Origin of the sequence: Caloramator sp., from assembly GCF_020054765.1 — a bacterium.
Taxonomy (GTDB): Bacteria; Bacillota; Clostridia; order Clostridiales; family Caloramatoraceae; genus Thermobrachium; species Thermobrachium proteoclasticum.
The window spans coordinates 1-19,866 of record NZ_JAIHAO010000016.1 but is presented as its reverse complement, the minus strand read 5'-3'; the positions used below and the strand labels follow the sequence as shown (position 1 = coordinate 19,866).

The following is a 19,866-nucleotide window of genomic DNA, read 5'->3' as shown; positions in this document are numbered from 1 at the left end:
GTACTTAATACTTGAAAGTTAAAATATTAACAAACTAAATCAAATATTAAGAGCACTAAAAAGTGCACGTATTACAAAAAGATTGTCATATATTTCACAATCATATTATAGTTTATAATTTTTATTTTTGCAATAGTTTTATAAAAAAAATTAGATAGGAAAAATCCTATCTAATTTTTTAATATATTATAAGTCATTTTCAATTTCAAATACATCATTTTTCCAGTTTCTAAATACAACTTTATCTTTTCCAAAATACAACAAATAATTAGGTAAAAGTGGGGTTTTACCTCCGCCTTTAGGAGCATTTACTATATAAGTTGGTATAGCCATACCTGATGTTCTTCCACGTAAACTTTCCATAATTTCCAATCCCTCTTGGAAATTAACCCAAAAATGTTTTGTACCTTTGACTTTTTTAGGATGGAAAATATAATATGGCCTAACTCTGATTTTTAATAGTGATTGGTTTAGTTTTCGAACAACGTATTTATCGTTATTTATGTTATTAAGAAGAACCATTTGATTTCCTAACGGAATACCGGCATTTACTAACAATTCACAAGCTCTTTTTGATTCTTCAGATATTTCTCTAGGATGATTAAAATGAGTATTGAGATATACTGGATGATATTTTTTAATCATATCAACAAGCTGTGGAGTTATTCTTTGAGGTAGAGTAACAGGAGCTCTACTACCAAGCCTAATTATTTCTACATGTGGTATTTCACGTAGAGATTTTAAAATCCATTCCAATTCACTATCTGAAAGCATAAGTGAATCTCCACCAGTTATTAGTATATCTCTAATTTGAGGATTTTGCTTTACATATTCAATTGCATTTTTAATATCATCTTTACAAGTATGTTTATCAGTTTCTCCAATCAAACGTCTTCTTTGACAAAACCTACAAAACATTCCACATATATTTGTAACATTTATTATCATTCTATCGGGATATCTTTGTGTAACTGAGTTAACAGGTGTAGTAAACTCTTCACCCATAGGATCAAGTTCACCAAATTCATCTAATTCTTCAAACTTAGGAATTGATTGAAGCTTAATTGGGCAGTTTGGATCGTTAGGATTAATTAATGATAGATAGTAAGGAGAAATAGCAAATCTGTACTTTTTAGCAACTTCATCGATTTGTTGTGCTTCTTGGTCAGTTAAAGGTATAACATGTTTTAAAATCTCAGAAGAAGTAATCCTATTTCTGAGTTGCCATTTATAGTCATTCCAGTCCTCTTCAGTTGCACCAAATATTTTTAAAATTTTTTGCTTTTGTTGTTCCACAACTTTTTTGTCTTCAAGGGCTGTTTTAATAGTGTCTTTAATTTTTAAATAATCATCAATTGTAGATTTGAGATTATTAAAGTTAGTATGCATGTTTGATTTTGAATTTTGCATAAAAATCCTCCTTTCAGCTTCCGAGGTTAGCTTATGGGTTCGGACTGGAGGTGCCCTACAGAAACAAACTGATTCACCCTAGATGGTTCCCCCGTATCCATTTAAAATGGAATTCAGCTAATAAATTTATCTCAATATTTAATTATAGATATGAGATAATATTGTGCAATAAAATACAAATTTGTAATTAATATTATAAAAATCATTATTAAAATTATAATATAAAAATATTTAGATGTCAAATTATATATTGCAATGCTATATAAATTATATTTGTATTTAAGTTTATGAATATATTATAATATTTGAGTATAAAATAGATTAAGGAGAGATGATGTATGAGTGAAAATAAACTTTCGGGAACTGGTTGTCCCATATTAGTTCCTTTTAGTGAAAGGAAACCTTTAAAGGATATAGAAAGAAGTATAATTAAAACATATAGAAATAAACTTTGGACTAAATTTGTTAAGGCAATAGATGAATTTAAACTTGTTGAAGATGGGGATAAGGTTGCTGTTGCAGTATCAGGTGGAAAAGATAGTATGCTTATGGCAAAGCTTTTTCAAGAGCTAAAAAGACACGGTAAGATTAATTTTGAGCTTGAATTTATAGCAATGGATCCTGGATATCACGAAAGTATAAGAGCACTTCTTATTGACAACTGCAACTATTTAAATATACCAATAAAAATATTTGAATCTGGAATTTTTGAAGTTGCAGATAGAATAGTAAAGGATTATCCCTGCTATATGTGTGCAAGAATGAGAAGAGGTGCCCTATATTCAAAAGCAAAGGAACTTGGATGTAATAAGCTTGCACTTGGTCATCATTTTAATGATGTTATAGAGACTATTATGCTAAATGTTTTGTATTCTGGTAACTTCAAAACAATGATGCCAAAGCTAAAGTCAGAAAACTTTGAGGGGATAGAGTTAATTCGTCCAATGTATTATATAGAAGAGAGACATATAGAACAGTTTACAAAGGCAAATGGTATATGGCCTATAAACTGTGCTTGTATGGTAGCAGCAGAAAAGATTGCAAATAAGAGATACGAAATTAAAGAGCTTATAAAGGAATTGAAAAAGAAGTTTAATGATGTTGATAAATCTATTTTCAATGCTTCAAAAAATGTAAATATGGACTGTATATTAGGCTGGAAAAAGGGAGATAAGGAATATTCCTTTTTAGATTTTTATAATGAATAGGATAAGGTTTAATAGTGAATTTTTAAATTGTTGATAAACCTGTTTGTTAGCTAAAGTATGAAAAAGCCCCATGAAAGGATTTTGAATTGGCATATTTCGTGAGCTTAGAATTGATTAGCGAAATGAACGAATGCCTAAGAAATCCTTCATGGGGCTAATCAATACATAACTTTTTAAACAGCTTGAGCCCTACAAAAGTAGGGCTCTAAATTAATCATCTCTTATTTAATTTGCTGTACATATGGTATCCAACAAATCCCAACATTCCAACAAGAATTATTGCTGACAAAACAAGTGTATAGTTTGTTGTCTTTTCATATAGAACATATGCTGTCTTTGGTGGAAGTGTAAGGGTTCCACCGTTTACAGTTTCAAGTGTTTTAACACCTGCCTTTTGTCCGTTTACAACAACACAATATTTTCCACGGCTTGGAAGAGTAATCTTTTGTTCTTTTTCAGTTCCATTGAAGGCAACTACAATATTCTTCCACTTATCTCCGTTCGCATTGTCCTTTAGAGTATATGCGATAACATTTGTTGGTGTATCTAAAAATTCAAGATGTTTTTTAATCATTTCAGCTGTTGGCATTCTAAAGGCAGGGTGATTTTTTCTAAGCTCTATTAATCCTTTATAATATTCAACTACATCAATGTTTTGGTCTTTTCTATCCCAATCGAGTCTGTTTATTTCGTCGCTTGCATTGTAACTGTTGTCATTTCCTTGTTTTGTTCTCATAAATTCCTGTCCTGCGTGTAGGAATGGAATTCCCTGTGAAGTTAGAACAATTGCACCAGCCAGCTTATGCATAGCTTTTATTTCTTCTTCAGATGCATTTGGATTAGTAAACTTTAGTTTATCATATAGGGTATTGTTGTCGTGGGCTTCACAGTAAACAACAGACTGAACGGGTTCAATATTACCCCAAGTGCTTATTCCACTTGAATAATCTATTCCACCTACAATACCAGACATAACTTTAAATTGTGAAGAACGACTTCCATTAACAAATCCAGGTTCGTTGTGGTTAAATACGCTTCCCTTTATACCATCTCTTATAGTGTCATTAAAATGGGCAATTCTTGGCATCTTTTCAGCATTCTTTTGGTTTGCCTTTAGGCTGTCATCAAGTGCTGTTGAGAGGTTCCAACCTTCTCCTATTATTAAAATAGATGGGTCTATTTTATCAAGTTCAGCTCTTATTGTATTCATAGTTTCAATATCTAAAAGTCCCATTAGGTCAAATCTGAATCCATCAACGTTATATTCCTTAGCCCAATAAACAACAGATTCAACTATAAATTTTCTTGCCATACTTCTTTCAGAAGCGACATCATTTCCACATCCAGAACCATTTGTGAGTTTACCTGATGCATCAGTTCTAAAGAAGTATCCTGGTACAAGTTTGTTAAAATTAGCAGCTTCAGCACTGTACATATGGTTGTAAACTACATCCATAATTACCCTTAAACCATTGTCGTGTAGTGTTTGAACCATAGTCTTAAGCTCAGACACTCTTGACATTGGGTTATATGGGTCAGTTGAGTAGCTTCCCTCTGGTGCATTGTAGTTTTTAGGATCATATCCCCAGTTAAATTGAGGTTTTGTTGAAGTTTCATCAATTGATGCAAAATCAAACATTGGCAGTATTTCTATATGGGTTACCCCTAAACTTTTAATATAATCAAGTCCAGTAGGTGTTCCCTTCTTTGTTTTAGTTCCTGTCTCTGTTAAACCTAAGAACTTTCCTTTGTTTTTAATTCCGCTATCTGGATGAACTGATAAATCCCTTATGTGAAGTTCGCAGATTATAGCATCTACAGGATTTTTAAATTGTGGCTTAGATTTTGGATTCCATTTTTCAGGGTTAGTTCTTGATAAATCAATAACAACTCCCTTATCGCCATTTACTGTAACGCTCTTTGCATAGGGGTCAACAGCTTCGTTCCAGCTGTCGCCTATTTTTACCTTATAGGTATAAATTGTTCCGTTTTGGTCACCATCTAATGTATATGACCATACGCCCTTTTCTTCCTTTTTCATTGCAAGTTCCTTACCCTGTTTATCATCCCATTTTGAGTAGATAACAAGTTTTGCTTCACTTGCAGTTGGTGCCCATACCTTAAAGGTCGTTTTTTCCTTTGAGTAGTTTGCACCAAGGTCATTTCCTGAATAGAAGTAAAGTTCATCAAATTCCTTAGAGCTAAATATTTGACCAAAGGTTGCAGTTTTTGTTCCATAGTCTTTAAATTCTACTGTAATTGTTTTATCAAGTGCTAATTTTTCATTAAGCACTATACTTAGTCTTCTTGCTTTATTGTCAACCTTTGTAGATTCGTCAACTTTTATCTCTTTAATTGTATATGTTTTTTCGTTATCCTTAATAGTTATCTTGTACTTTAGGGTATCATTAATTTCAAATGGGAAGTTAACTTCAATATTTATAGTGCTAATGCCATCAATTGATGCAGAAACTAATTTATGTGTTAAATCAAGTGTATCCATAGAATAGTGAACCCTTTCATCTCCTTGCATTAACCATATTTCAGCAGAACCATCATCTTTAAACTTAGTTATAAATCTATCACCAAATTCCTTTTCAGCCCAGTCATTGTTAGGTTCACTTCTTCTTGTTATGATTCCAAGTTTATCTACGCCTAAGGTATCATCAATAACAAATGTACCAACAACTCCAAAGCTATCCTTGCCTGTAAAATTGTATCCTTTTCCCTGCTTACCAAAAGGCCAAATCCAAAGATTCCATCCATCGTATTTTCCATCGTATCTATAGTAATGAACAGTAACCTTTGTTTTTTCTTTCAGCTCAACAGGTGCAGAATTTTTCTTATCTGGCTTTGAATAATAAATTTCAGGATCTCCAGGAAGCAGCCATATTTCAGCTACACCATCCTTAAACTTATCAACAAATCTGTCCTCTGCAACATCCTTTTCCCAATCATCAGTTCTTACTATAAACCCAACCTTATCATAGCTTTCATCAAATTCTATAACTGCATAGGGACCAAAGTTATCCTTTTTAGTAAACTCATATTTTTTACCATCTTTTCCTGCAGGCCAAATCCAAAGGTTCCAGTCCTTATTGGTATTTGGGTCCTTAGCATAGTGAATGATTAGTTTTGTTTTGCCTTGAGCAAACGTTTGCTTTGGCGGGAAAAAGTAAAATAGATTGATAAGCATAAAAACCACCAAAGTAAACGCAGCAAGTGATTTCTTTTTAGTCATAAAGATTCCCCCTTCTAAATTAACATTCAATTTAATAAAATTCGACACGTACTTTATTTTTCCTTCTTTTGTAGATGTAAATTCTCAATATATAAATATTATTTCTTTTTTAATTTTAGAAAAACAATATTCGGAAAAATTTTAAAATAAAAAATAATTCTTTTTGAATTGACACCGTGTTTATATTAGATTAAAATTTTAAAAAATACACTTTAAATTGGTCCCGTGAGGCCAGAAAGGAGTATGATAAATATGACAATTTTTTGTAATTTAATTAAAACTATTGCTTTGCCAACATATTTTCATGAAACATAATGGACACTTAAGGGATTAGTGTTTATAATCTCTTGAGTGTCCTTTTTAATTCAAAGGAAATATTGTATATGAAAATTATCTAATTTTAAATTATTTAATTTAGCCTCTAAAGAGCTTAAAGGAGGGAAAATATGAAGGCAAAGCTAATACTTGAAAATGGAATAGAGTTCATTGGTAATGCATTTGGAGACCTGCAAGAAACAGTTGGTGAAGTAGTATTTAATACTGGTATGACAGGGTATCAGGAGGTTTTAACTGATCCTTCATATTATGGACAAATAGTCGTTATGACATATCCTCTCATAGGAAATTATGGTATAAACTTTGAAGATGTAGAATCTGAAAATATTAAGGTTAAGGGATTTGTTGTTAAAGAAAAATGTACACTTCCAAGTAATTTTAGGTGTAAATTGAGCTTAGATGAATATTTTAAGAAAAATAAAATAGTAGGATTAGAGGGAATAGATACAAGAGCTTTAACTAAAATACTAAGAGATGCAGGTACAATGAAGGGGGTTATAGTACCTATTGACATTTCTTTTGATAGAGCAAAGGAAATGATGCAAAACTTTTCTAATAAGGATGCAGTGCTTAAGGTAACTACAAATCAAAAATATCAAATAGAAGGAAAAGGTAAGCACGTTGCGGTATATGACTTTGGAGTAAAGCAGAATATAATAAGAAGCTTTATAAAAAGAGGATGCAGATTAACCGTATTTCCAGCTACAGCATCATATAAAGAAATTTTAGAGGTAAACCCTGATTTGGTATTTTTATCAAATGGGCCAGGAGACCCAGAGGAGCTGCAATGTGTTATTCAAAATATAAAAGAATTAATAAATAAAAAACCAATTGTAGGCATATGCTTAGGGCACCAGTTAATAGCCCTAAGTCTTGGAGGAAGAACTAAAAAACTTAAATATGGGCATAGAGGCTGTAATCATCCTGTAAAGGATTTAATGAAAAACAAAATATATATAACATCTCAAAACCACGGATATTATGTTGACATTATTCCAGAAGATATGGAGGCGACACATATTAGCTTAAATGATGGTACAATCGAAGGAATGAGACACAAAAAGCTTCCAATTTATTCAGTTCAATTTCATCCAGAAGCTTGTCCTGGTCCAAAAGATAACGACTATATATTTGATGAATTTTTAAAATTAGTACTATAGGAGGGATATTATGGCACTTAATAGGAATATAAAAAAGGTACTTGTTATAGGTTCAGGGCCAATAGTTATAGGACAAGCAGCAGAGTTTGATTATTCAGGAACTCAAGCATGTATGGCAATAAAGGAGGAAGGAATTGAGGTTGTATTAGTAAATTCAAATCCAGCTACAATTATGACGGATAAAGAGGTGGCAGATAAGGTATACATAGAACCGTTAACAGTGGAGGTTTTAGAGAGGATAATAGAAAAGGAGAGGCCAGATTCACTTCTTGCAGGAATGGGTGGACAGACAGGTCTTAATTTAGCTGTTGAACTTTATGAGAAGGGTATACTTCAAAAATACAATGTTAATGTTATAGGTACAAAGATTGAGGCAATAAAGCGTGGAGAAGATAGGGAATTGTTTAGAGACCTTATGAAAAGAATAAATCAACCAATAATTGAGAGTGAAATTGTTACAAGCCTTGAGGATGGTTTAAAGTTTGCAAAGGAAATTGGATACCCTGTAATAGTAAGACCTGCTTATACATTAGGTGGAACAGGTGGTGGAATTGCAGAAAATGAAGAGGAACTGAAGAAAATTTTAGAAACAGGATTGAAATTAAGTTCGATAGGACAGGTTCTCATAGAAAAGAGTGTAAAGGGATGGAAGGAAATAGAGTATGAGGTTATACGCGATGGTCAAGGAAATTGTATAACTGTGTGCAATATGGAAAATATAGACCCTGTTGGAGTGCACACTGGAGACAGCATAGTTGTTGCACCAAGCCAAACATTATCAGATAGAGAATATCAGATGCTAAGAACAGCAGCAATAGATATAATAAATGCAGTTGGAATTGAGGGAGGATGTAACGTTCAGTTTGCACTAAACCCTAATTCCTTTCAGTATGCAGTAATTGAAATAAATCCAAGGGTGTCGCGTTCATCTGCCCTTGCTTCAAAGGCAACAGGCTATCCTATTGCAAAGGTTGCCACAAAGATTGCCCTTGGATATAGCCTTGATGAGATAAAAAATGAAATAACAAATAAAACCTATGCCTGCTTTGAGCCAAGTTTAGATTATGTAGTTGTAAAGATACCAAAATGGCCTTTTGATAAGTTTGTTCAAGCAGATAACACCCTTGGAACAAAGATGATGGCAACTGGAGAAGTTATGGCAATAGGAAGAAACTTTGAGGAGGCACTTTTAAAGGGAGTCCGTTCCCTTGAGATAGGTGCATATTCATTGGAATTAAAAAAATACAGAAATATAGATATAGATGAATTAAAACAAAGTATAAAGGAGCCTACTGATGAAGGTTTATTTATAATAGCAGAACTTTTAAGAAGGGGCATAGGTACTACAGAAATTTCAAATATAACTAAGATAGATAAATTTTTTATATATAAGATTAAGAATATAGTTGATAAAGAAGAAAAATTAAAGAAGTTAAGTTTAAGGGATGTAAATAGAGAGATACTAAGTGAATATAAAAAGATTGGTTTTTCTGATAGAGCAATTGCCGAATTTTTAAATGTAGATGTAGAAAAGATAAAGAACTTAAGAAGAGAATGGAACATAAATCCAGTCTACAAGATGGTGGATACCTGTGCAGGAGAATTTGAAGCAGAAACTCCATATTACTATTCAACCTATGAGGACTTTGATGAAGTTATAGTGACAAATAATAAAAAAGTTGTAGTAATAGGCTCAGGTCCAATTAGAATAGGTCAGGGTATAGAGTTTGACTACTCCTCAGTTCACTGTGTACTTGCCTTAAAAAGGCTTGGCTTTGAGACTATAATAATAAATAACAACCCTGAAACAGTAAGTACTGATTTTAATATGTCGGATAAATTGTATTTTGAGCCTCTAACAGAAGAAGATGTTTTAAATGTTATAGAAAAGGAGAAACCCTATGGAGTAATACTTCAATTTGGAGGACAGACTGCTATCAAGCTTGCTAAATATTTAGATAAAAGGGAAATAAAAATACTTGGAACTTCATCGGAGCAGATAGATTTAGCAGAGGATAGGGAAAGGTTTGATGAACTTCTTGAAGGGCTAAATATAAAAAGACCAAAGGGAAGGGCAGTGTGGTCAGTAGAGGAAGGAATAAAGGCTTCAAAAGAAATAGGTTTTCCTCTTTTAGTTAGGCCATCCTATGTGCTTGGCGGACAGGGTATGGAGATAACAAGGAGTGAAGATGAACTTAAATTCTATTTAATGTCTGCCTTTGAAAGGAATAATAAAAACCCAGTACTTATTGATAAATATATTTGTGGAAGAGAGATTGAGGTTGATGCAATTTCAGATGGTGAAGATGTGTTAATTCCGGGGATAATGGAACATTTAGAAAGTGCAGGTGTCCATTCAGGAGATAGTATAACAATATATCCAACGCAGGGTGCTTCACAAAAAATAAAGGAGAAGGTTTTAGAATATACAAAAAAGATTTCAAAGGCAATAGGTATTAAAGGAATGCTCAATATACAGTTTATAGAGCATCAAGATGAGCTATATGTTATAGAGGTAAATCCGAGGGCATCAAGAACAGTTCCTTTTATAAGCAAAGTTACAAAAGTTCCAATTGTTGAAGTTGCAACAAGAGTAATGCTTGGGGAAAAATTAAAGGATATAGGATATGGAGTTAATATATATAAAGAATCAGAAATTGTTGCAGTAAAGGTTCCTGTTTTCTCAACCGAAAAACTTAAGAATGCTGAAATTGCATTAGGACCTCAAATGAAGTCTACAGGGGAGGTTTTAGGTGTAGGAAGAAGTTTAAACGAAGCACTTTATAAGGGATTTTTAGGGGTAGGTTTAGATATAAGAAAAATTAAAAATATATTTGCATCAGTAAATGATTATGATAAATATGAATTTATCAATTTAGCCAAGAGATTGAAAAAATTAGGGTGTGAAATATATGCGACAGATGGAACGATGCAGGTACTAAAAAAAGAAGGAATAGACGTAAGATTGGTGAAGGATGATGAGATATTTGATTTTATTGACAGAGAAAATATAAATTTAGTCATAAATACACCGACAAAGGGTAATGATTTAGAAAGAGATGGATTTAAAATAAGAAGAAGAGCAATAGAGAGAAACATTAGGGTATTGACTTCGCTTGACACCTTAAGGGCTGTTATTGAGGTTATGGAAAATAGAGTGGATTATGATGTTTATAATTTGTAAAAATATTAAAATCTGCTTTATGCTATAATTAGAGCTCAGGCTTTTAAAAAAGATATGTATTGATTAGCCCTATGAAGGATTTTTTAGGCATTTGTTCTACGGCTTAAGCAATTCTAAGCTTTTCTTTGTTTGAAAAAGTCCTATCCTCGCGATGCCATCGTCCTGATGGTCTTTCGGCTCGGCACGTCCTGTGCCAAATTACGGACTTTTCTAAAGTCGAAAAGCTAAGAATTGCTAAAGCTAACGAAAGAGCCTGTTGAAATCCTTTCATAGGGCTTTTTCATACTTTAGCTAACAAGTGGGTTATCAACAATTGGAGCTACCTTATGCTTAAAATTATCTGTGTGTTATTATACGTATGTACACAAATTGTTAATACAATTTTAGTAAAAAATGTTATATAATAATTAATAAATAGTTAGTTTAAGGGGGATTTTTATGTATAAGGAGGCACCTTGGAGTTTAAAGGGAGATGGGTATATATTGCTCTATAAATTTAAAAAAAGCTTTATAAAGAATCACATATTTTCACAGGATTTTTTAAAGGATTGTCCCTGTGGTGGTTTAGGGTGTGTTATGATTGTGGACTACAAGGAGTCGGATGTAGGACCATATAGGGAGCTTCTTTTTATACCAGGAAAATTTAAATTCAATGGTAAAAAATTAAATACAATATCAAAAATATATGTAACAACACAAGAAAGCGTTGTAAATGGAATAAGGAATTGGGCTATACCAAAGGAGATTGCGGATTGCAACATAAAACAAAATGGGAATGTGAGTCAAGTAGAATTTTCAAAGGGAGAAGAAAGGATATTAAAAATAACTTTTAAAGATGGAAAAATGAAGTTTCCTGTAAATACAAAACTTTTACCATTTCCATTAGTTCAAAAACAAGAGGACAAATTATATTACACAAATTTTTATGGCAGCGGTAAGGGAAGTTTTGCAAGGATAGAACAAATAGAAATTAATGAAAATTATTTTCCTAATATACAATACTATAAACCAATTGCTGTTATTAAAGTTACTGATTTTAATATTGTATTTCCAAAGGCTGAAATAGAGGGGATGAAAGTATGAATTTAATGGGTAAAAATATTATATTAACAGGTGCATCATCTGGTATAGGTCTTGAACTTTTATATATGCTGTCACAAAAAGGGTGTAAAATAATAGCTGTTTCAAGGGATGTAGATAAAATACCTAAAATAAATAATGTATATCCCTATAAATGTGATGTTTCAAATAAAGAGGAATTAGATAAACTATTTGATTTTGCTTTAGAATTGTTTGATAAAATAGATATATTTATAGCTAATGCAGGTTTTGCATATTATGAAAAAATTGAAGAGGCAAATTATGAACATATAGAAAAGATATTTAAGACAAATGTATTTGCACCAATATATTGTTTAGAGAAGATGAAAAATATAAATAAAAATAATAGTTTTATGTATGTTATAACCGATTCAGCTGTTGCAAAGATGCCTCTTCCTGGATATGCACTTTATTCTGCAACAAAGAGTGCAGTAGATTCTTTTCAAAATGCATACAGATTTGAGATGGATAAAAACTGTCATCTAATGATTGTATACCCTATAGCAACAAGAACAAATTTCTTTAAAACATCAACAAAAACTGCACCAGTACCTTTCCCAAGTCAGTCTGCCCACTATGTTGCAGGATGTATAATAAAAGGTATGGAGAGAAATAAAAAATATGTATATCCATCAAAAACATTTGTTATAATTTCTGTATTAAATAGGATTTTTCCTTTTATTTATAAACTTTATCAGAAATCTCAGTATCATAAATTTAAGAGATGGTTAGAAAAGGTATAAGAGGTGAGAAGATTTGAAGAAGGCTAAAAAAATTGCAGGAGTCTTTTTAAGCTTACTTTGCATATTGACTGTGATGTTTTTAGTATGGGCAGTTCCAGCATACAAACCAAATTTTGATGTAGAAGCATTTATAAAATCTAATGAAAAAGTAAAAATACAAATAGACAGAAACATTGTTATAAATCCTTTAGATAAAAAAGCAGAAAAGGGAGTTATATTTTATCCTGGAGGGAAGGTTGAACCTTCAGCATATATTAAGATAGCATCTAAAATTGCAGAAAAAGGTTATAGGGTAGTTATAACCCCTATGCCCCTTAATTTAGCGATATTTGGTAAAAATAGGGCGGATGAAGTTATAAAGAAAAATAGCGATATAGACATTTGGGTTATAGGAGGCCATTCTTTAGGAGGAGTTATGGCATCAGACTATGCCTACAATCATTTAGATAAAATAAAGGGGCTTTTTCTTCTTGCATCCTATCCACAGGAAAAATTTAATTTTAAAGATAAAGATATAAAGGCTCTTTCAATATGGGGAAGCGAAGATAAAGTAGCAAATTTAGATAAAGTAAAATCTGCAAAAGATATTTTGCCTAATGATACAGTATTTGTAGAAATAAGAGGTGGAAATCACGGTCAGTTTGGAAGCTATGGAAAGCAAAAGGGAGATGGGGAAGCAAAAATAAGTGAAGAAGAGCAGCAGAATATAACATCTGAATATATCGTAAAGTTTTTGGATATAATCAAATAGAAAATATATACAAATGAGGAGATGTTATGATAGTTTTTTTTATACTAATAACAATTGTTGTATATGGACTTGGCAATTATTATTTAGGACTTAGAATGTTTAGAAACATAAAAAGAATAATGCCCTTTTTAAGTGCAAAGCTTTATTGGGTTGTAATTATATTTTTGTCCTTGAGTTTTATACTTGAGAGGTTTTTAAGGAAATACCTATCAAAAAATTTAAATTACATTATAAGCCTTATAGGTTCCTATTATATAGCTGTTTTATTTTATGTAATGATTGCCTTCTTTTTGGTAGATATCTTAAGGTTTGCACTTAAAATTTTAGTAAAGGGGTACGAAACACCCACAGCTCTGGCCTATGCTAATATTTTCGTTGCAGCCTTTATTATGCTTTTAATAATTATTGGTACAATTAATGCACTAAATACTAAAGTTACAGAATACAAATTAACAACTAAAAAAGAGGTTGATAAAGATTTAAATATAGTTATGGTAAGTGATGTTCATCTTGGAACAATCATCACAGAGAGAAGATTAAATAAACTTGTCAATCTAATTAACAGCCAATCTCCTGATATTGTAATATTTGCAGGGGATTTGATAGATGATGATATTAATATCTTTGAAAAAAGAAGATATGTCGATGTGCTTAAAAATATAAAGTCAAAATATGGTGTTTATGCTGTACTTGGAAATCACGAATATATATCAAGGGATATAGAGAAAGTAAAAAAATGTTATTATGAGGCAGGTATAGAATTGCTTATTGATGATGTGAAGAAAGTAGGTGGAGTATATTTAGTAGGTAGAGATGACCTATCTTCATCAAGGGTTAATGGAAAAGAGAGAAGGAGTATAAAGGATTTAGTAGAAGGTTTAAATAAAAATGAATATATAATGGTAGTTGACCATCAGCCAAGAAATATACAGGAGGTAAAAGAGGCAGGAGTAGATTTGCAATTAAGTGGTCACACCCATAAGGGTCAGTTCTTCCCTATAAATTATATTACAGGAAAGATATATGATATTGACCACGGTATAATGCATGATGGTGATTTTACTCTCGTTGTTTCAAGTGGATATGGTACTTGGGGACCACCGATTAGAGTTGCAACAATGAGTGAAATTGTAAGCATAAAAGTTTCAAAAAGTAAATAAAAATTTTTGAAAGAGTCCTATGTAAGATTAAAAATCTTAAATGGGACTCTTTTAATGTTTACAAACTTAATTTTTTAATAAAAAATAAGTTTGTAAATTATTGAAAAAAATTCAAAAATTCTTTACAATTATAATGAACAAACGATTGCATAGAGGGGGGACTAAAAAATGCAAAAAATCAAAAAACCTCTAAGTTGGCTATTGGTGTTCTTTTTTATGTTCACTCTATTTCCAAGGTTAACACCAAGGGCAAGTGCAGAGGTAAACTATTTATCTGCTGACTTAATCGTTTCACTTGTTGGTAACTTTACTCCAGATGGCGACAATAAGGATTCAAACTGGAGGCCAGATAATCCTGAAGGTTTTATGAAACTATACCAAAATGGTGTTTATGAAAAGGCAGTAACCTTCAAAAAAGCAGGAGACTATGAGTATAAGGTGGCCTTCAATGGTAAGTGGGATGGATGTATCCCAGGAGGGGATAACAGAAAATTAAAGGTTCCTGCTGACAATACTAAGGTAATTTTCAGATTTGATGCAAAAAATAAGGAAGTTTATGATTCCATTAATGAATCTCAAAGATTTAAAAAAAGTGCAACACTTGTAGGTACACTTAATGGATTTTTAGAAAATGGACAAGATTGGAACCCAGCAGATACAAATTTTGACCTTGAGTATATAGGTGGAGGATTCTATAAGGGTACATTTACTTTAACTCCTCAGGATAAGGACTTTGAATATAAGGTTGCCTACAATCACGTTTGGGGAGCAGGAGAAATACAAGGAAGCAATAGACTTATTAAAAAGGATAAGTTAACAGATAAGGTGGATGTTACATTCCTTGCTAATCCAGAATTAAATGTATGTGTAGATTCAGTAAACAATCCAGAGATTAGTACTGTTGTTTCACTAATTGGGCCAATAAGAGAAGTCCAAAGTGGAGAGTGGGATGCAGCACTTAAGGGATTTGAGTTTTATTATTTAGATGGACAAGGAAAATTTATCTTTTCAAAATATTTTGCACCACAGAGTGAAGATAGAACCTTTGATTATAAGGTTTGTGAGAATTACAGCTGGGATGGAGGAGGCATACCTTCAAGTGGTAATTTAAGAGTGACAATACCAAAGGAAGGTAAAATAGTCTACTTCATTGCTGATGTAAAGGAAAGAAAACTTTATGATAGCATAAATAATACTGATAAAGTTGCAGAAATATTAGGACTTGAGGCACCTATTATAAGTCCAGAAATTTATCCAGATGGAAGAGTTGTATTTAGATATAAAAATAATAATGCTAATAAAGTTTATTTAGCTGGAGATTTTAATGGATGGAATGCAGAAAAGGATTTAATGGTAAAGGATGAAAAGGGAGTTTGGAGTATTGAATTAACTTTAAACCCTGGTGAATATAAATATAAATTTGTAGTAGATGGAAATTGGATAACTGATCCATCAAATCCAAACCAAGCAGATGATGGATATGGTGGCAAAAATTCAGTTGTTAAGGTTCCAGCAAGGGTTAAAAGCCCAGTAGTAAATGGAACAAGTGTTACTTTTAATTACTTAGATTTGACAGGAAAGGTTAAGAAGGTAGAACTTGCAGGTTCAATATTAGATGAAGACTGGAAGGAAAGAAGAACCTTTGAAAAGCAAGGAGACATATTTACAATAACTTTAGATAATATACTGCCAGGGATTTATCAATATAAGTTTATTGTTGATGGTAACTGGATTTTTGACCCTGTAAATCCAAGAAAAACAGGGGATGGTACCTTTGATAATTCAGTTGTTTATGTTCCAGGATTAATTGATCTACATGTTCCTTTTGAAGTGCAAATGGATTCAGAACTTACTTTAAAGGGAAGAGTACTTAAAGAGGATGGAAGTGTAGAAGATTATTTAGATGTTGAATGGAGTCTTGTTGAAAATCCAAATAATATTGCAAAAATAGAAAATGGAAAGCTTGTTGTTTCAACATTACCAGAGGGTGTTGAAGAGGTTGTTTTAAAATTAAAGGGAAAGGATAAAAATTCAGGTATTGAATTAACAAAGGAAACAAAGATTGTTAGAGAGCTTTCTGAAGTTCCTGGTGGAAGAACAGTAATATTAGTAGGTACGCTACAGCATTTTGTAGGCGGAGGAGACTGGGATCCATCAAATCAAAATACAAGAATGAAGCATATAGGAGACAATCTATATAAATTAACAATTAAAAATCTTCCAGTAGGTATATATGAATATAAAGTTGCTATGGGTTCTTGGAATGAAAACTACGGAAACAATGGAGAAAGAAACGGTGCAAACATAACAATGCAAAACCCAAAGACTCAGGATGTAACCTTCTACTATTCTGATATAAGCCATATAGTAACAGATTCAACAAAATATATACCAAGGCTATCAGATGAAGAAAGACCAAAATTAGTAATAGATAATAAAGAATATGTTATGAAGGACTTAGAGTTAAGAGGTGTTTATTCAACAGAGGTTGAATTAGGTGCAGCAACTTATTCAAATATCAAAGTTAAGGTAGATGATAAAGAATTTGTTTACCCAGATATTACATTAACAGAAGGTAAAAGCGTTAAATTCAGCTATGATTTAATCACAGGTTTAATATTTAATAATGCTGTTTCAAGTTCAATTGATGTATCTAAGATTTACTATGATTCAAGAAGCAGTGAATATAAGGTTCCATTTGGTGCAGTAAAGGTTGGTGAAGAGGTAACATTTAGACTAAAGACAGGTAGAGATATAGCACAGGCAAAGCTTGTTGTATTTACTCCAAATGGACAATTAAGTTTTGATATGACAAGGGAACAAAAGGATGAATATTACCTATGGACAGCAAGATTTACTCCAAATGAAAAGGGAATGTATAAATACTACTTTATAGTTTCAAATGGCTCAGATGTTAAGGCCTATGGTGATGATGATGGTCTTTACGGTAGGGGTAAGGCAGATGAGCTTGGCAAGGTAATGTACTATGGTTTGAATGTTTATTTAAATGACTATAAGACACCAGACTGGATGAAGAATGCTGTTATATATCATATATTCCCTGATAGATTCTACAATGGAGATAAAAATAATGATTTTGCACAGAAATTAGCAAGAGGTTTCTTGCCATACGAGTTCTATGAAGATTGGTATGCAATACCTGAAGTTCCTTCAATAGAAAACAATGATGGTTATAAAGGAACCAAGGGTGATGGTGAATGGTGCAATGAAATGTATGGTGGAGATATCAGGGGAGTAATTCAAAAGCTTGACTATCTACAATCTTTAGGTGTAAATGTCTTATACTTTAACCCAATATCAAAATCAATTTCAAACCACAGATATGATGCAACAGACTATAGAGAACTTGATCCACTACTTGGTTCAATGGATGACTTTGTAGAACTTGCAAATAAGGCAAAAGAAAGAGGAATGAAGATAATATTAGATGGAGTATTTAACCACGTTTCAGACGACTCAATTTACTTTGACAGATATGGTAAACATATGACAAAGGGTAAACCTCTTGGTGCATACCAATATTGGTCAAGGGTTTACGACTTAATGAACGAAAAGGGACTAACTCAACAAGAGGCAGAAAAACAAGTACAAGATTACTTTAAATCAATTGGAATAACAGATTTCCACTACAAAGATTGGTTTAAGATTGAAAATAGGAAAGTTGATGTAGGTACAAAGAATGAACATTATGCCTATGAGGGCTGGTGGGGATTTGATTCAATGCCAGTAATTCAAGCATTAAATGGTTCAGAGTATAAGGTTGAGTCTTGGGCAGATGAAATAATTGATGGACAGGATTCAAATACAAGATTTTGGCTAAGACAAGGTTCAAACGGTTGGAGACTTGATGTTGCAAATGAAGTATCAGATGAAACTTGGCAGCATTTTAGAAGTGCAGTAAAGCAAGAGGGCGACAATGTAATAATAGGCGAAATATGGGACGATGCATCAAGATACTTGCTTGGAGATATGTATGATTCTGTTATGAACTATAGATTTAGAGCTGCTGTTTTAGATTATCTAATGGGTAAAAAGGATGCAAAAGAAACAATGGAAGTCTTAGAATTAATAAGAGAACAATATCCAAAAGAAGCTTTCTATGCATTGTTTAACTTAATAGATTCCCACGATACACAAAGGGCAATTTCTGCCTTTGATGGCTATGAAAAGAGCCAAAAAGCTGTTGCAGAGGCTCCAACTGAAAATGCAAAGAAGCTTCTAAAGCTTGCCGTACTAATGCAAATGACTTATCCAGGTGCACCAGTTATTTATTATGGAGATGAAGCAGCATTATATGGTGCAGATGATCCAGATAACAGAAGGGCATTCCCTTGGGGTAAGGGCGACAAGGATATGGTTGAATGGTATGCTAAACTTGCAAATATGAGAAATACTTATGAAGTGTTAAGAACAGGAGAAATAACACCGATAGAAATTGATGGTGTATTTGCCTTTAAGAGAACACTAAAAAATGAAACTGCCTTTGTATTAATAAATAATGGTGAAACAAAAACAATTGAATTAGATGTACCACAAAACATAAGTAAGTTAACAGATGCTGTTACTGGAAGAGAATATGCTGTACAAAATGGTAAGGTTAGTATACAAGTTTTAGAAAAACAAGGTGTTGTATTAGTAGATAACTTTAGACAGGTTGCTGTTGATTCAGAAAAACTAAAGGATGCATATGATTCAAACTTTATAGTAAATAAAAAAGATGTAGCAAACGTTATGGATGAAATTAATACTATTTTAAGTTTAGATACTAAGGAAAGTTCAGAGGTAAAGGTAAATTTAGATGTTGATAAAGTATTAAGAGATGTATTATCATTGGCAGCAACTAAGAATTTAACACTTGTTGTAGATGTAAATGGAGTAGAGTTTAAATTTAATGCAAAGGATATTGTAATAAATGTAGATGGAGACTTAAAACTTTCAGTTGAAGAAAAATTAGATAATATTGATGTAGTAGATAAGCTACTTAAAAATAGTTACTATATTCCATTAAATATTAAGAGTAACTTTGGAATTTTAGTTGGAACTGATGTAAAGGTATCTGTTAAAGTAGATAATGATAAGTTTAGTGAAAAGAAAGCTTATGTATATTACTTTAACCCAACAACACAAAAGTTTGAAGAAATTGAATGTACCTTTGAAAATGGAGTAGTTACATTTGCAATAACCCACTGTAGCGACTATATAATAACAAATAAAAAGATTGAGGTAAAAGAAGATTTAAAGGATAAAGAAGAAAAAGAGCAAAAGGATAATGGAAAAATTAATGACAAACAGAATGAAAATGACAAACTTCCAAAAACAGGTGGATTCCCGTTAGAAGGAGTAGTATTAATATCTTTAACATTAATAATAACAGGTATATTTATTTTAAGAAACTCTTCAAATAAGTTATTGCATAATAGAGGCTGATAAATTTCAGCCTCTCAAGCTGTTGAAAAGTTATATATTGATTAGCCCCATGAAGGATTTCTTGGGCATTCGTTCATTTCGCTAATCAATTCTAAGCTTTTCTTTGTTTGAAAAAGTCCTACCC

General features: G+C 32.1%; 10 protein-coding genes and 1 riboswitch. Of the genes, 8 read left to right on the top strand and 2 right to left on the bottom strand.

Going from position 1 to position 19,866, the window contains the following annotated elements; translation table 11 throughout:
• Positions 1 to 186: 186 nt before the first annotated feature.
• A complete protein-coding gene (eam, locus tag JG776_RS07170; RefSeq protein ID WP_291966082.1) occupies positions 187 to 1,410 on the bottom strand; it encodes a glutamate 2,3-aminomutase in 1,224 nt (407 codons plus the stop codon).
• Positions 1,411 to 1,539: riboswitch (cyclic di-AMP (ydaO/yuaA leader) on the bottom strand. It abuts the gene before it with no gap.
• A 209-nt stretch (positions 1,540 to 1,748) separates the two neighbouring features.
• Between eam and JG776_RS07165 the strand changes: the two genes are divergently transcribed.
• The gene (locus tag JG776_RS07165; RefSeq protein ID WP_291966080.1) at positions 1,749 to 2,618 is read left to right on the top strand and encodes a tRNA 2-thiocytidine biosynthesis TtcA family protein; all 870 of its coding nucleotides are present in this window, start codon (positions 1,749 to 1,751) and stop codon (positions 2,616 to 2,618) included.
• Positions 2,619 to 2,832: 214 nt separating this feature from the next.
• On the opposite strand, the gene pulA is transcribed toward JG776_RS07165, so the two are convergent.
• Complete coding sequence (gene pulA / locus JG776_RS07160) at positions 2,833 to 5,859, bottom strand: type I pullulanase (RefSeq protein ID WP_291966078.1); 3,027 nt, start codon at positions 5,857 to 5,859, stop codon at positions 2,833 to 2,835.
• A 446-nt stretch (positions 5,860 to 6,305) separates the two neighbouring features.
• Here pulA and JG776_RS07155 point away from each other — a divergent pair, with 446 nt between their 5' ends.
• The 7 genes from JG776_RS07155 to JG776_RS07125 all read left to right on the top strand — a co-directional run bounded on the left by JG776_RS07155 (position 6,306) and on the right by JG776_RS07125 (position 19,742).
• The gene (locus JG776_RS07155) at positions 6,306 to 7,355 is read left to right on the top strand and encodes a carbamoyl phosphate synthase small subunit (protein ID WP_291966076.1); all 1,050 of its coding nucleotides are present in this window, start codon (positions 6,306 to 6,308) and stop codon (positions 7,353 to 7,355) included.
• 10 nt (positions 7,356 to 7,365) lie between these two features.
• Positions 7,366 to 10,539 carry a carbamoyl-phosphate synthase (glutamine-hydrolyzing) large subunit gene (gene carB / locus JG776_RS07150; protein WP_291966074.1) on the top strand — a complete coding sequence of 1,058 codons (3,174 nt, stop codon included), beginning with the start codon at positions 7,366 to 7,368 and terminating at the stop codon, positions 10,537 to 10,539.
• Between the two features lie 438 nt (positions 10,540 to 10,977).
• Positions 10,978 to 11,622 carry an acetoacetate decarboxylase family protein gene (locus tag JG776_RS07145; protein ID WP_291966072.1) on the top strand — a complete coding sequence of 215 codons (645 nt, stop codon included), beginning with the start codon at positions 10,978 to 10,980 and terminating at the stop codon, positions 11,620 to 11,622.
• Positions 11,619 to 12,383 carry an SDR family NAD(P)-dependent oxidoreductase gene (locus tag JG776_RS07140; RefSeq protein WP_291966070.1) on the top strand — a complete coding sequence of 255 codons (765 nt, stop codon included), beginning with the start codon at positions 11,619 to 11,621 and terminating at the stop codon, positions 12,381 to 12,383. Before JG776_RS07145 ends, JG776_RS07140 begins: the two co-directional genes overlap by 4 nt.
• A 13-nt stretch (positions 12,384 to 12,396) precedes the next feature.
• Positions 12,397 to 13,134: an alpha/beta hydrolase gene (locus JG776_RS07135; RefSeq protein WP_291966069.1), complete on the top strand. Its 738-nt coding sequence runs from the start codon at positions 12,397 to 12,399 to the stop codon at positions 13,132 to 13,134.
• 26 nt (positions 13,135 to 13,160) lie between these two features.
• A complete protein-coding gene (locus JG776_RS07130; protein WP_291966066.1) occupies positions 13,161 to 14,294 on the top strand; it encodes a metallophosphoesterase in 1,134 nt (377 codons plus the stop codon).
• Between the two features lie 168 nt (positions 14,295 to 14,462).
• The gene (locus JG776_RS07125; protein ID WP_291966064.1) at positions 14,463 to 19,742 is read left to right on the top strand and encodes an alpha-amylase family glycosyl hydrolase; all 5,280 of its coding nucleotides are present in this window, start codon (positions 14,463 to 14,465) and stop codon (positions 19,740 to 19,742) included.
• The last annotated feature ends 124 nt before the right edge of the window (positions 19,743 to 19,866 follow it).